This is a genomic window from Aristaeella lactis, assembly GCF_018118585.1.
In the GTDB taxonomy this organism is placed as follows: Bacteria; Bacillota; Clostridia; order Christensenellales; family Aristaeellaceae; genus Aristaeella; species Aristaeella lactis.
Genome location: NZ_CP069421.1, coordinates 2,679,439 through 2,694,485, shown reverse-complemented (window position 1 = coordinate 2,694,485; position 15,047 = coordinate 2,679,439). Strand labels below are relative to the sequence as shown.

The window sequence follows — 15,047 nt, the reverse complement described above, 5'->3', positions numbered from 1 at the left end:
TCGGAAATTACTTCTTTTTCTTCGTGTTCTTGGCCGGCTTGATGTTATCCAGGTTGTACTTCTTCAGCAGCACCTTGAACTCATCGGAGGAAGCGAAGCCGTTCACAACGTTTTCTCTCTTCATACCGGCGTTCAGCTTCGGCAGCCAGTAGGCCATACCGACAGAATCGGGCTCACGGTCAAAGAAGAGGTGATACAGCACTTCCAGGAACTGGGTATTGTTCCAGTTCTTCTTCTTCGCTTCATCGGAGAACACGAAGCCGGAGGCGACCTTCGCGGGAGTATCCTTGCCCGTCAGCAGGCGTTCGCACCAGTATTCGATACCGGTTTCATCATACTTCCGGCCCAGGGCCTTGGTGTAGCAGCGGGCAACGAACGCGGTGGCCAGCTTGTTCTTGTCGCGGTACTTGGTCACGGCAACGGTGCCGGGCTTCATCTTGTAGAAGTCACAGATACCTTTGAATTCATTGGAAGTAGCGAATCCGTTGATCACATAGTCAGTGGTGAATCCGCTTTCCAGGAAATCCAGCCAGTATTCAACTTCCCATGCTTCGGGGGTACGGGCCTGCATAACCTGATACAGGAGCTTAACCTTCGCTTCATTGGAAAGGTTCTTCTTCTTGAACTCGTTACTGTCGAAGAAGTTCTTCACGATGGAGGCACCGGTTTCCTTGCCGGCGGAAATGGGCTTCGCCCAGTACAGCACTTCGCTGTCAGCGGGTGTACGGCCCTGGATCAGATTGTAGCAGCGAACCACATAGTCCCAGACTTCGGAGGTGATCAGGGTGACGCCGGCGTGATCCTTGGCGTAATCAGCAGCCTTGGACTCCTGCGGCGCAACGATATAACCGGCGCTGCCCAGGGCGTTGGTGCCCAGGTAGACCTTATCCTTGCCCTGGCACTCTTTCCAGAACATAACGCTGTCAGCGTTCCGTCCGGTGAAGGCGTCATTACCGACCTGCACCAGTTCCTTGGGCAGGCGGATGATAGAAGCGGCAGTGCAGTTCGCAAAGGCTTCACGGCCGATTTCAACCACATTGGAGGGGATATTGATCTCTCCGATGCTGCTGCAGCCGCTGAAGCAGTAGTTGTTGATCACAGTCACGCCCTTGGACAGGGTCAGCTTGGTCGCGGCAGAGCAGCCTTCGAAAGCACGGTTGCCCAGCACGGTCACGCTGTCGGGGATCACGATCTCCTGCAGCTTGTTGCAGCCGGCGAAAGCACCCTGGCCGATCTTGGTCAGCGTGGAAGGCAGGTCAGCATAGGTCAGCGCGGTACATCCCTTGAAAGCGTTGTCGCCCAGGGTTTCCAGCTTTGTACCGGACGGAACACCGGTCAGGCTGGTGCAGCCGCTGAAGGCGTCATGCTCGATCGTCTTCAGACTTTCCGGCCAGGAAACGGTCAGCAGGGCAGTACAGCCTTCAAAGCACTCCGCGGAGATCGTGTCGATGCTGTTGTGCATGCTCACGCTCAGCAGGGAGGTACAATTCCGGAAAGCGCCGGCATCCACCATGATGCTGTCCGGCAGAGTCACGTTCAGGATCTTCTTGTTGTTGGCGAAAACAGCCTCGCTCAGACGTTTCACCGCAACACCCTTCACAGTCAGCGGCAGGGTGATGGAGGTGGAGGTACCGTTGTACTCGATGATCGTACCGTCATCACGAACCACATAGTCGTCAGGAGAAGCTCCTTCCAGGGCCTCTTCCTCAACGGTCTCTTCTTCGATCTCGGCTACCTCGGTAGGAGTAGCGGCTTCTTCTTCAGCAGCGGGCTCCTCAGCAGCGGCAGGCGCTTCTTCGGCCACAGGCTCTTCAACCACAGCGGGTTCTTCCGCGGCGGCAGGAGCTTCTTCTACAGCTTCCTCAGCAACCACTTCTTCAGCAGCGGGGGCTTCCTCAGCTTCCTCAGCGGCGGGTTCTTCCTCCGCAGCTTCTTCAGCAGCGGGTTCCTCAGCAGACTCTTCCTCTGCGGCGGGCTCTTCTTCAGCTTCTTCCGCGGCAGGTTCCTCAGCGGCTTCTTCAGCAGCAGGTTCTTCAGCAGCGGGTTCTTCTTCAGCAGCTTCAACCGCAACAAAAGCAACAGCCTTCAGCTGGGCTTCGGTCAGGTCTTCCTCACCGGCATCCTTCAGCGCGTCAGCCTTAACCCAGGCGGTCTTAACCACGCGGGCGCCGTTCTCTTCCACAGCATAGCGGATGCTGGCAGCATCTTCTTCAACACCGGTCAGGATGACCAGCGCGCCGCCGTTCAGGGTACCGATCTCATTGGTCAGTTCCTTGTCAGCATACAGCACAGTGCCGCCGGCGAGTTTCCTCGTCATGGATTCTTTCTTCTGCTCTTCAGCGGGAGCAGCTTCCTCGGCAGGAGCAGCTTCCTCAGCGGGAGCAGCTTCCTCAGCAGGAGCAGCTTCTTCAGCAGGAGCGGCTTCTTCAGCGGGAGCGGCTTCCTCAGCAGGAGCGGCTTCCTCAGCGGGAGCAGCTTCTTCAGCAGGGGCAGCTTCCTCAGCGGGAGCAGCTTCTTCAGCAGGGGCAGCTTCCTCAGCGGGAGCGGCCTCCTCGGCAGGAGCAGTTTCTTCAGCCGCAGGCTCCTCAGCGGGAGCAGCTTCTTCCGCGGCAACTTCCGCAACAGGTTCTGCCGCTTCAGCAACGGGTTCTTCCGCAAGCGCGGTCAGACCGATGCTGCTCACAAACAGACACAGCGCCAGGAGCAATGCAAGTTTCTTCATCGTTCTCTTTCTCCTTCTTACCAGTTGGTTTGCTGTTAACTCCGGGGAAATAAAATTTTCCTCTTTTGTAACAACTCATCATACGGAGTTAATTTATTATACTCTCCGCCTGTAAGCTTTTCAAGCTTGTTTTCGCTTTATATTTTCTTGTTTTCAGGTATGTTTTCGCCTATTTTGTGGGCGGTTTTTGCCCCGAATGTCCGCAAATACTACATCTTGTGTTGTAAAACTTTATTAACACTTATGAAATTTTTTGTATTCACATTCCCGCAAACATTTGCAGGAGTGATATGTATTTTTTGGTTATTACATCCCAGGTAAACCGGCCGCGTACATATTCCCTTCCGTTCTGTCCCATCGCGTCCGCAATCCGGTCATGGGAAAGCAGGTATTCCGCGCATGCGGCGAATTCCCTGTAGTCCTTGTAATATAAGCCTCCGTTGGCATCCTTAACAAAATCCGTTGTTACCGCGCACTTGCCGTTCACCAGCACCGGCCGGCCTGCGAACCAGCTTTCCATCAGCACAATGGAAAAGCTTTCCATTTCGCTGGGATTGCAGAAGAATGCCGCGGCAGCATAAGCGTCATATTTATCCTGCTTATCCACAAAGCCGAGATCAATGATGTTTTTCGGATCCGGGTTTTCCACCTTGCCCCCGCCGATCAGCACCAGCTTGACTTCTTCTTCCCGTTCCTTCCGGAATTGGGCGAAGTATTTCACCAGCACGTCAACCCGTTTTCCGGGTTCTTTTCGTCCGGCATACAGGATAAACGGATCCCGGATGCCGAACTTGCGGCGGAACCGCTCCGGATCGGCTTCCCAGTCCGTATCAATTCCTTCTCCTGCCACAGGGAACCTGTCTCCCTGCACACCGTAAAGCTTCCGGGCCAGTTCCTGCTCCGGACGCGCGTGAAAGATCATGCCGTGCACTTTGGAAAAAGCATCCCGGAAGCAGCGCATATAAGCGTATGCTTCATCGTGCAGACAGGGGATCAGGACGGACTTTTCCGGATGGATCTGGCAGCCGTAATACGTTGTTCCGAACATATAGGGGATAAAAACAAACAGGCCGTATTCATCCCCGTGCTCACGCATGTATTCATACAGGTCCGGGCTGTTCACCATTTCCCGGCAGTAGATGCTTTCTTCGGCAATGCTGACACTTCTGCCGTTGACGAGTTTCCGGTTCACCCGCTCAAACAGCTCCTCGTTGCGCCTCCGCGTCCGGAACCTGCGTACGGGGATACCCGCCTCAACGGTCAGTCCGGGTTCATGATAGTCCAGGCTCCAGTCGCTGGCAAAGCTTTCCGCGCAGGTCGTCAGCACTTCCAGCGGCACACCCGCGTCCGCCAGGTGGTGGATCAGTCCCCGCAGTTCCGCCTCCGCGCCGCCGCCGATCTTTTCACCGTACCAGGGCGCCACAAAGCCTGTCTTTTTCATCATCCTCTGTTTCCCTTTCTCCCGGCTGCCTTTATTCCGTCATGTGTTTCAGGCATTCCAGGAACCTGGCCTTCACCGTTTCGTAAGCGTATTCCTTCAGTTTTTCCTCCTGGCCCTTCCGCAGTTCCTGCCGAAGCGCCTCATCCGTCAGCAGCCGGTTAACCGCGGCTGCCGCGACTGCCGGATCCTTTTCCGGCAGGAGCAGTCCGCCTTTTCCCAGCGTGTCCGGAATGGCGGAAGAACGGAAGGCCGCAATCGGAATACCAAAATACATCGCCTCCACAAGCGGCACGCAGAACCCTTCATGCTCGCTCATGCAGACAAACACATCCGCCAGGTGATAGTAAGCCAGGATCTCCGCGAAAGTCACATGCCCCGGCATGATCACGCTGTCTTCCACACCCAGCAGCCTGATATAGTTTTCCAGCGCCTTGTCATACAGCTTCACACCGCCCGTGCGGCCGATCAGGAAAAGACGGCTTTCCGGTTCATAATCCCGCTTATAGCAGGCAAACGCCCGGATAACATCCTCCGCCTTTTTGTTCGGGGAAACGCGGCCAAGGAACATCCAGTTTTTCTTTCCGTCCCCCCGGTACCGTGCCAGCACTTCCGCATCCGGTTCCCGGTCATAGTCCGCGAACGGGATGATGATCGGACACACGTCGATCGGGCAGGTATACCCCATCCGCCGGAGTTCCTGCCGGTTATAGTCCGATACCGCGACGCAGTATTCCATTTTATCCGCAAGATACCGGATCCCGTCATATCCGTATCTCACATTCCGTTCCGTATCACGGCTGTAACGGCGGAAAAAACGCGGCGGGGTGATGTTGTGATAGATCATCATCTGCCGTCCGCCGAATTCAGGCAGTTTAAAATTCAGGTCGGTTCCCACCGAACCATGATAGATCAGCACGTCATCCGCGGCCAGCACGGGCATCTCACGAATGTCCAGCGCTTCCGCCTCCATCCGCGGTCCCATTTCCTCCGTGTAGATGGCGGTCTCATAGCCCTCTTCCCGCAGGATGTCCCGGATCGCCAGCGTAGTGTTTCCGATCGCGTCCCCGAAGTACAGCGCGGGGAGCACCTGTATCACCCGCATGTTATTTCCCTTTCTCCAGCTGCTCTATTCTCAGATACAGGTCATCGATTTCCTTCTGCTGATCCTCGATCATGCCTGTCATCTCATCCATCCGCAGGCTCATCTCTTCATGGATCTGCGTCAGCCGGTTCGTCAGCGGGAAAAGCGCGCACCGGACCGCTTTGGAAACCAGTTTCGTATACAACCGTTTCAGCGGATTGCCGCCTTCCGCCGGATAAGCGCAGCTTACAGTCCAGTCGGTTTTACGCAGCACGGATGTGGGAATGTCATCCAGGCCGGGGATCGGTTCATAGGGGCCCTTCTTCCGGACCTCCTCCCGGATCTCTTCCATGATCGCCTCAATATCCACCTGCGGCTTCTCCATCTTTTCGCTCATCCGTCTCGGCCTCTCTTTCTCAGCGTATCTCCCACCGGTGCGGCAGGGCAATCTCACCCGGCGTCTGTGTCCTGCCCGCGATATGCAGCGTGCAGATGTCCCGCCGGAAGTCATAGTTGAAACCGTCCGGCCGGTGAATGGCCAGGTCAAAGGTATAGTCGCCGTTGGTCACCGGCAGGTTGTCCACGATCAGGTCGATCGATCCCTCCCCCTTCAGCGTCAGCGGCGAGGAGGTATCGATCAGCGTGTTTGTTCCGTACACCAGCGCCCCGTCCCCGCGGTAGACCGCCAGGCCGACCACAGCGTCTGTCAGTTCCTTCTTCGCGGTATATTCAATATGGATCGTGAAAGGATCTTCGGGAGAGAACTCCTTTGCTTCCTGTCCGTCTTTTCCGATCACCGTAATCGCGGTCATCCGGGCCTCCCCGCTGCCCCAGCGTTTCAGATGGCCTTCCGCGTCTATCTCCGCGTCCTTCAGGTCAGATTCCCCGCCGCTGTTTTTCTGGCTCATCCAGGCCATATAGTGCGGATGAACATCCCGCGGCGCGCCTTCCATCCGGATCAGGCCCTCGTCGATCCAGATACTCCGTTCACAGATCTGCTCGATCTGGGCCATCGCATGGCTCACGATCACGATCGTTGTTCCCTGGCCCTTGATCTCCTGCAGTTTCCGGAAACACTTGGCCTGGAACGCAGCATCACCCACCGCCAGGATCTCATCGATCAGCAGGATGTCCGCGTCCACATTGATCGCTACAGCGAAGGCCAGCCGCATATACATACCGCTGGAATAAGTCCGTACCGGGTCATCAATAAACTCTTCCAGTTCGCTGAAGGCGATAATGGTTTCCAGCCGCTCGTCGATCTCCTTCCTGCTCAGGCCGAAGATCGACGCGTTGGTATAGATGTTTTCCCGGCCGCTCAGGTCCGGATGGAAACCGGCACCCAGTTCGATCAGGCTGGATACCCGGCCTTTGATCTGAATGGAGCCCTCATCCGGATACAGGATCCGGGTCAGCATCTTCAGGGTTGTACTCTTGCCGCAGCCGTTTTCACCGACCAGGCCGACAGCTTCTCCCTTTTTCACCTGGAAACTGATCCCGTTCAGAACCCAATGTTCTTCATACCGCCGGCGTCCGGCAAACAGGAGTCTTTCCTTCAGGGTGTTACCCCGGTCCCGGTAAACCCGGAACATCTTCTTTACATTCCGGACATCAATAACAACCTCACCGGTCTTTTCCGACACCGCGTTTCCTGCCCCGTCATCCTTTAATTCTGAATTCTTAATTCTTAATTCTGAATTCATAATCACATCACCTCCGAGAACCGCCGCTTCAGCTTTCCGAAGACGATAAAGCCGATCACAAGGAACACCAGGCCTACTCCCAGGGAAATACCCAGGGCTCCGATTTCCGGAACACTGCCCCGGTACAGAATGTCCCGGTATGACGTCACAATGCTCGTCATGGGATTCAGCTGCAGGATCGTTTTGAGCTTTCCGTCACCGATATTGATGTCATACATGATCGGCGTCATGAACATCCACGCCATGGCAATGATGCCCATCACGTGTTCCAGGTCCCGGAAGTATACGTCAACCGCGCTCAGGATCATCGTAATGCCCAGCGCCAGGATATATTCAATGATCATCACAACCGGCAGGCACAGCAGGCCCACCAGGCTGAACTGTACGCCGGAAAACAGCGCCACAATGATCACGATGATCTCACAGTACAGCATGTTCACAAAAGAACTTGTCACATAGGAGATCGGCACCACTTCCCGGGGGAAATAGATCTTGTTCACCAGGCTCTGCTGCTGGATGATGCTGCTGGAGCCGCCCGTCAGACAGGCGGAAAAGAAGTTCCACGGGATCAGCGCCACAAACAGGTACAGTTCGAACTTCTCAATTTCGTTTTGCAGGATGCTGCCAAAGACAACCGAATAGACAAGCAGCTGGCACAGCGGCACGATAAACGTCCACAGGAATCCCAGTACGCTCGCCTGGTACCGTCCCCGCAGGTCCTTGTGCACCAGGGACCGGATCATGCTCCGGTACGCCCAGATCTCCTTCAGTGTTTCCTTCATTTTCACAGCAACTCCGTTCTGTTCACTGCCCTGAGCACTTCCAGCACCTTCTTGATGTCTCCGGCGCTGTCCTTCGCGCATACCAGCAGCGCGTCCTCCGTATCCACCACGATCGTGTCTTCCATGCCGACCATGGCGATCATCTTTTTCCCGCCCTGTACAATGCACCGCGCGGTGTTCACCGAAACGATATCACCCTTGATCACATTGCCCATATCGTTTCCGGGATTAATCCGGCCGACCGCAAGCCAGCTGCCCACGTCATCCCATCCAAAGCTGGAGGGAAGCACATAGACGTTCTCCGCCTTCTCCATTACACCATAGTCAATGGAAATGGACTGCATCTGCGCGAAAGCGCTTTCCACGGTTTCCTCTTCCGCTTCCGTTCCGATGGCCTTTTCGATCTTCTCCAGCAGTTCGTAATTCCCCGGAAGCTTCTCTTCCATTTCCTTCAGGATCGCGGAAGCCTTCCAGATAAACATACCGCTGTTCCACAGGTATTCCCCGCTGGCCAGGTATGCTTTGGCGGTTTCCAGGTTCGGTTTCTCCACAAAACGCTTCACGCGGAAAGCGCTTTCAAATCCTGTCCCTTCCTCCGTGTCATACTGGATATAGCCGTAGCCCGTATCCGGCGTCTTGGGAGAAATGCCCAGCGTCACCAGGCCGCCGGTCTCCTCCGCCGTCCGCACGGCATTCTTCAGCACCCGCCTGAACAGCGTCTGCTGCTGCACCAGGTGGTCCGACGGGAGTACGATCATCATCGCGTCCCCGTATTTCTTCCGGATGGTCACCGCGCCCCAGCCAATGCAGGGAGCTGTGTTCTTTGCCATCGGCTCGCACAGGATGTTTGCTTCCGGAATCTCCGGCAGCTGTTTCCGGATCAGTTCCCGGTATTCCCGGTTCGTGGCAATATAGATATCCTCCATCGCCACCAGCGGCAGGATCCGTTCCACTGTGCTCTGGATCATCGTCTGATCCGTTCCCGTCAGGGAAAGGAACTGCTTCGGCATGCTCTTCCGGCTCATCGGCCAGAACCGCTCGCCCCGGCCTCCGGCCATGATCAAAGCCGTCGTCTTCATTCCTGTTTTCTCCTTCTGCCCGTCTGCGGGCAACTCTTCACTCTACACTCTTCACTGGTCACTTATCACTTAATCCGTTCCTTCCCTCGTTGTCATCCTGAGCAAGTGAACGGAGTGAACGTGTCGAAGGATCTCCTCCGGGGCCTTGTTAAGACATCATTGTCCGCAGGCACACGCCCCCATTGTCATTCCGACCAAGGGCACTTTGTGCCCGCGTGGAGGAATCCCTTACTAAGCGCCGCAGGCGCACATTTTCAGGTTCTCAGCAGAGCCCCGCCCGCAGGCGAACCTCCTGCCTCCTACTTCCTACCTCATTCTGGATCAGCTCTGAAAACTTGTCCAAAATCCTTCCCCAGCAGTAGTTTTCCTTCACATACCGCCGCCCGTTTTCACGCATAACCTCATATGCTTCCGGATGTGCCAGCAGCCAGCTGACACAGCCATCAAACTCGGCATATCCGTTGAAATAGAGACCCGCGTTGCTTCTCACGCAGTGCCCTTTCAGCACCTTGCACTGTCCTGTCACGATCACAGGCCGCCCCATCATCATGCTTTCCAGCACGACCATGCTCAGGCTCTCATACTTGCTGAACAGCACCAGCGCAAACGCGTCCCGCATGAGCGCCAGTTTCATCTCGTCGCTCACAAAACCCAGCGGAATAATATCCGGGTCTTTCGGAATATCCATCACCGGCTTCCCGACAAGCACCAGCTTCAGCCCGCTTTTGCTGTTATCCCTGTACCTCCGGAAAGCTTCCATCATCTCCCGGCAGCCCTTGCTCTCATCGATCCGCCCGGCATAAACCAGGTATCGGGTTCCCCGGAGTTCCTCCGGAATCTCCGGCAGGGGAACAGCCGGTTCATCTATCCCGACGCCTGCCAGGATGCCTTTCTTTCCCCGGATGGAAGGGAAGCGTTTTTCAGCGAACGCCTTCTCTTCTTCCGTGTTCCAGGCAATGGCTTTGGCTGCGTTGAACACTTTTTCATAATGACGCAGATAGACCGGCGGTTCATCATGCACCGTCGGGATCAGCATCGCGTTTTCAAAATCATCCGTCAGCCCGGTTGCTGTCAGATAATACAGATAAGTCATAAAGAACACAACCCGGTATGTCCGGCGTTCTTCCCGCAGCACCCGGATCAGTTCCGGACAGAAGGGGCCCTGTTCCTCAATCCATTCTTTTTCTTCCTCATCCGTATGGGACGGATCGGAAAACACCCGGTCAGAGATCCGGTCAAAACGTTCCTTGTTACGTTCCCGCTCCACCGGAAAGCGTTTCACCTGCACACCGGAGATCATTTCCTCTCCCGCGGCATAGTGGTTCTTCCAGGTGATATAGTCCAGCGCGCAGGTTGTGTACACCGTCACGTCATACCGGGCAGCCATCCGTTCTGCAAGCTGCCTGCAGTGCAGTTCAGCGCCGCCGTTGACTTCCAGTCCATACCGCTGGCATACAAAGGCTATCTTTTCCCTGCCGCCTGTCATGCATTTCCCTCCCCGGTTTAACGTTTTGATTATATCCCACAACCCGTTCGTTGACAAGGAAAGTGTACTTTCCCTGTCCTTTATGGTATATTGTTTTCAGTACAATTCCGCTGTGCCGCCATCCTTTCGCGGCGTATTCACACAACAGATTCTGATTGATCAAGGACGGTGCAAAGAACGTATGACAGAAAAGCGACAGAATAAACTCACCCTTTTCTTTCTTCTCCTGCTGATCCTTTCAGCCGTTCTTCGTGTTATTCTTTCAATCTTTCCGAAAGCGGCCGTCACCTACAATGACGAGCTCTTCTACCTGGAGCTGTCCCAGAATATCTTCCTGCGCGGCTCCCTGAATGTTTACGGGACACCGCTCCATTTCACCAAGCTTCTTTATCCTCTCCTGCTTTCTCCCTTTTATGCCGTTTCAGACGGTGTCCTGCGCACACAGCTGATTTCCGCTTTCAACGCGCTGCTCGTTTCCTCCGCCCTGATCCCCGGCTACCTTCTGGCCCGCCGGATACTGAAGAAAAACTGGCAGGTTATCCTTTCCCTTCTGGTCCTGGCCTTCTCCCCGAACCTGCTCTTCTCCCTGACCTTTATGGCGGAAAACCTGTATCTTCCGCTGGTCCTCTGGGGTTTTTACGCTGCCTACCGTTTCTTCACTTCTGAAAGGAAGCCCTTCCATGCTTTCCTGCTTGGTGTTCTCGGTTTCCTGCTTTACTTTGCCAAGGAAGTCGGTGCCGCCTGGATCGCGGCTGTCGCGGTCGCGCTTGCCGCAGGCCTTTTGAATCATAAAACCGGCAGGAAGGCCGCCCTGCTTTCCCTCGGCTGTTTCATCGCCGGTGTTCTGGTGCCCTTCCTGTTCACGCGCTTTGTCCTGCTGAGCGGTATGACCTACTCCTATTCCGCCCAGGTATCCGCGGACAACCTTGCCGGCGCTTCCCGGATGATGTACCTCCTGTACGCTTCCGGCATCCTGCTTCTGTTCTTCCTTCTCTCCGCGGGCTTCTTCCCGGTCGCCCTGCCCGCTGTGCGGTACAAGAAGCTGGCTCCGGCCAATCAAAGCCTGTTCCTGCTTTCCCTGTGCTATGTCCTTTTCGTCACGCTGGGTGTTGCTTTCGGTGTATCGCTCTACGCGGATTTCCCCAGGATCGCCCTCCGTATCCACCTGCGCTATTTCCTGGGTGCCGTCTTCCCCTTCCTGCTGCTGGGTCTCACCGCGGCGGAAGAGACGGAGCCCTTCTCCATAAAGAATCCCCTTACGCTGGCAACCGCGAGCTTTGCCTGCCTGCTGGCGCTTTTCCTGTTCATTCCTTCTGCCGGCAGCCTTGTGGATTTCCCCGTGCTGCAGTTCACCAAACGGTTTGACCAGGCATCCTCCGGGGCACTCTGGCTGTGGAAGCTTGTTCCGATCATCCTGCTAGCGGTTATCCTGATCCTGCTAAGCAAAAAAAGAGCCCGGGCATTTGCCTGTCTCCTGCTTCCCCTGATGCTCGTGCTGGAAACAGCCTCCGGCGTCGTCTTTGTCCAAAGCGCGAAAGAGGAGGAAGAGATCACCGATGCCGGCCTGATCGCCGAAGCACAGATCCTGGACCGTCATCTGGATACGGCGGACGGCACTGTGCTCGTCCTTTCGGAAACAGCTCATGATCCCGAGCTACGTGCCATAAACACGATTATGAATGACGATTATGCCTTTGCCACCTTCAGCGGTGTACGGGAAACACTCCTTAAGCAGGAGAATCCCGCCGCCGCGCAGTCCCTCCCCCTGGGTGAAGGCTGCCTGCCTGATACCCTGGCTTATTATACCGGCAGTGAAACGCTTAACCTGGATTCCATCAGCCAGATCGTCACCGTCGGGGAATTCTCCCTGCTTGATCCGGAAATGAACGAGGAGATCACCCCGGAAGGCCTTACCTGGTATCACGTATACCGGGCCAAGGATCCGTCCCGTCTTTCCATGCTGGATCCTTCCCTTTATCTCCTGGATGAAGAGATCTTCTTCTACGGGGCGGACGCGCCGTTCCGGAATTACCGTCCCACCGGTTTCTCCAATCCTGAGAACGGCTTTACCTGGACAAACGCGGAAGAGGCTTCCCTCACCTTCCGTCCGGATGTTTCCGAACCTGTTGACCTCCGCGTTTCCTGGGCCTGGAAAATGACCATCGGAGAGCAGGCCTGCCAGGTCTTCGCCAATGATGTTCCTGTCCTGGACGCCATTATTACCGGTTCAAACGACTATATCTTCTTCACTGTTCCCGCCGATGCCTACGCGGAAACAGGGTCCCTTACCCTTCGTTTCCTCTTCCCCGATGCCCGGCAGCCCGGAAACGGAGATTCCCGCACCCTGGCTGTCGCCTTCGAAAGCATCATGCTCTCCGAAAAATAAACTGTCATACCAAACACAGCAAAGAAAAAAATCATGTTTGCAGCACAAACATGATTTTTTATATTCAAAAGTGCCCGCCCTCCATTGTCATTCCGACCGAAGCCGTAAGGCGAAGCGGAGAAATCTCCTTTCCGATCAAGCGTTAGCACGGAGGATTGAAAACCGCTGCGAAGCAGCACCATCTTGCACATTCGGCGGCAGCCGAATATTTCACATTGAACGCCTGCGTTCAATATTTCACACGCCGAAGGCGTATTTCACATTGCCGAAGGCAATATTTCACCGGGCTGCTTCAGCAGCCTCACGCTCTCTGATCACAATCGATTTCATCGACAGCCCGAGCAGCCGCCCGTCATCTCCCGTGCCCAGCGCCAAAGGCGAATTGGCGTCCGGAAGATGCAGCCGTACCCGCAGCACATTCCCGTCCGTCATGCCCGCGGGAATCGCCACGGAATAGTATCCTTCCCCGTAGGCGTAATAGGTTTCAATCTTCTCTTCGTTGACCCACACTTCCACGGTCTGCTCGCCGTTGAATGTCCCGTGGTCCAGCAGCATTTCCAGGTCGCCCAGCGGCGTTTCCGTAAACTCAAAGAGCATCTCCGCGTCATGTCCGCTTGTCCAGGTATAATACCCTTCGTTTGCTGAAAAACCGGATACAATGCAGCTGCGGCCGGTGTCCCGTCCGTTGAAATACAGCACGGTCCCCAGGGTATAATCCCTGGACCGGTTCAGCGTATCACCGTGGTAAACGACCCCTGTGGGTTCCACGTCTTTTCCGATGCCGGGGCTGTCGATCACATATTCTGACAGGTCAATGATTCCCTCATGCTCCCTGGAACTATAGAAATACCTTTTCCCCTCTGACCGCCACGCTTCCAGGGAAGTCAGCTGCCCTTTCACCGCATGTGTCAGCAGATCAGCCATAGACGCCTGGGAGAAAGGCATATCCGACACCTTAAAATCATGGGATTCTCCCGGAAGCTTCACCATGAAGAGCGGACAGTGTTCCATATTGCTGTGAGCACCGTATCCGTGGTCCGCCATCACAATAACCGTTGCCCGGTCATATAATCCCAGATCCTTCAGCTGCCTCATATACTCCGTCACGATATACAGTGCTCCGAGCGCCTGCTCCTCTTCGGTTCCGCCTTCTTCATCAACAGGAGCCGCTTTGCGATCCAGGATATAGGGACTGTGGGCACCCTTCAGGTGGTAAAACCGGAACGCCGGTTTCTTTGCTTCCGCCTTTAATCCTTCCTCAAGCAGCTGCATAAAGAACATGTCATCGTCTATGCGGTAACCCGCATTGGCGTCTGTGTTCTTCCAGTACTCAAAATCCCCTGTATACATCCAGAAATTCGGTGCCAGGATCGACGGCGCGTACCGGAATGCAACCAGTTTCATGAACTGCTTGGTCAGGCCGAACAGGGATAAGGGCTTCGGAGTACCGTCATAGATGTTCTCAACGGCGTCATCCCGGGACAGATCCATATACTGCTGGATCGTGTAAAAACCGGTGCTGTATTTTCCTGTGGCCAGTTCCTGCATAAGCGGCGAGGCACCGTATGCTTTGGACAGGTATTCATTGTAGGATTGTTCTTCCCGGTTAGTATCTCCGGTCAGGATGAAAGGAATCGCGTACTTGGTCCGGGCCGCTGCCGCCACCGTATCCGGATAAAAGGTGAAATCAGGAAATTTCTCAGACGTGTCTTCCGGATACTCTTCCAGCAGCGTGGTCATCAGGTTTCCATCAAAACAGTCCAGCACAAACACCAGGGTATTCTCTTCCGGGGATATAACAAATTCATTCTCACGGGAAAGATAGCGATCCCCCTGTTGCTCGGCTTTCTGCGGCTGCCGGATCAGCAGCACGCCCAGCGTCACGATCTGGGTCGCCAGCAGGATGCACGCAGCTGCTTCCACAACCCCGCGGAACTTTTTCCGCAGCCGGAGCATCAGGAAAATAAACAACGCGATCACCGCGATCCAGATCAGCGCGTTCAGGATCCCCGGCACTCTGTATTCAGCCCAGTGAACCTTTTCTCCGTCCAGGGTGCCGTAGTCTGTTATCAGCACGTTTCCCTGCAGCCACAAAAGAAAAGAGCAGGCGTATACGCCTGCCCTGAAAATCACAGAAAGCTTCTTCGGAAGGATACAGCAAAGCAGAGTGATTCCCGCAAAGGTCACCGCGGCAAAGATCAGCAGCCACGGGATCAGGTCCTTCAGGGAAAACCACAGCTCATCCGCTGTCGAAAGGTACATGTCCACAGGTGCGAAGACGAAAAGCACAAAGGCGCAGAACAGCCCCGGAAGAATCGTATGAAACGACAACCGGCTATTCTTCTTCACAACATACAGCCCCTTTCT

Annotated in this window: 10 protein-coding genes; 1 reads left to right on the top strand and 9 read right to left on the bottom strand. The window is 55.3% G+C overall.

Going from position 1 to position 15,047, the window contains the following annotated elements:
• Positions 1-7: 7 nt before the first annotated feature.
• The 8 genes from JYE50_RS12310 to JYE50_RS12275 all read right to left on the bottom strand — a co-directional run bounded on the left by JYE50_RS12310 (position 8) and on the right by JYE50_RS12275 (position 10,294).
• The gene (locus JYE50_RS12310) at positions 8-2,722 is read right to left on the bottom strand and encodes a leucine-rich repeat protein (protein WP_084096310.1); all 2,715 of its coding nucleotides are present in this window, start codon (positions 2,720-2,722) and stop codon (positions 8-10) included.
• Between the two features lie 259 nt (positions 2,723-2,981).
• On the bottom strand, positions 2,982-4,166 hold the full coding sequence (locus tag JYE50_RS12305; RefSeq protein ID WP_283399232.1) for a glycosyltransferase family 4 protein: 1,185 nt from the start codon (positions 4,164-4,166) through the stop codon (positions 2,982-2,984).
• Positions 4,167-4,194: 28 nt separating this feature from the next.
• Positions 4,195-5,265, bottom strand: coding sequence for a glycosyltransferase family 4 protein (locus JYE50_RS12300; RefSeq protein WP_084096309.1), 1,071 nt, complete (start codon positions 5,263-5,265; stop codon positions 4,195-4,197).
• Between the two features lies 1 nt (position 5,266).
• Entirely contained in the window at positions 5,267-5,641 is a 375-nt protein-coding gene (locus JYE50_RS12295; RefSeq protein WP_084096308.1) for a hypothetical protein, read from the bottom strand.
• Between the two features lie 19 nt (positions 5,642-5,660).
• Positions 5,661-6,836 carry an ABC transporter ATP-binding protein gene (locus tag JYE50_RS12290; protein WP_283399236.1) on the bottom strand — a complete coding sequence of 392 codons (1,176 nt, stop codon included), beginning with the start codon at positions 6,834-6,836 and terminating at the stop codon, positions 5,661-5,663.
• Positions 6,837-6,949: 113 nt separating this feature from the next.
• Positions 6,950-7,729, bottom strand: a complete 780-nt coding sequence (locus JYE50_RS12285) for an ABC transporter permease (RefSeq protein WP_084096306.1) — start codon at positions 7,727-7,729, stop codon at positions 6,950-6,952.
• Positions 7,730-7,731: 2 nt separating this feature from the next.
• Positions 7,732-8,808, bottom strand: a complete 1,077-nt coding sequence (locus tag JYE50_RS12280; RefSeq protein ID WP_084096305.1) for a mannose-1-phosphate guanylyltransferase — start codon at positions 8,806-8,808, stop codon at positions 7,732-7,734.
• Between the two features lie 262 nt (positions 8,809-9,070).
• Complete coding sequence (locus JYE50_RS12275; RefSeq protein WP_084096304.1) at positions 9,071-10,294, bottom strand: glycosyltransferase family 4 protein; 1,224 nt, start codon at positions 10,292-10,294, stop codon at positions 9,071-9,073.
• Between the two features lie 181 nt (positions 10,295-10,475).
• On the opposite strand from JYE50_RS12275, the gene JYE50_RS12270 reads away from it, so the two are divergent.
• Positions 10,476-12,680 carry a hypothetical protein gene (locus tag JYE50_RS12270; protein WP_084096303.1) on the top strand — a complete coding sequence of 735 codons (2,205 nt, stop codon included), beginning with the start codon at positions 10,476-10,478 and terminating at the stop codon, positions 12,678-12,680.
• A 279-nt stretch (positions 12,681-12,959) separates the two neighbouring features.
• Here JYE50_RS12270 and JYE50_RS12265 read toward each other — a convergent pair whose 3' ends face one another.
• Entirely contained in the window at positions 12,960-15,029 is a 2,070-nt protein-coding gene (locus tag JYE50_RS12265; RefSeq protein WP_143763653.1) for a sulfatase-like hydrolase/transferase, read from the bottom strand.
• Positions 15,030-15,047 lie beyond the last annotated feature (18 nt).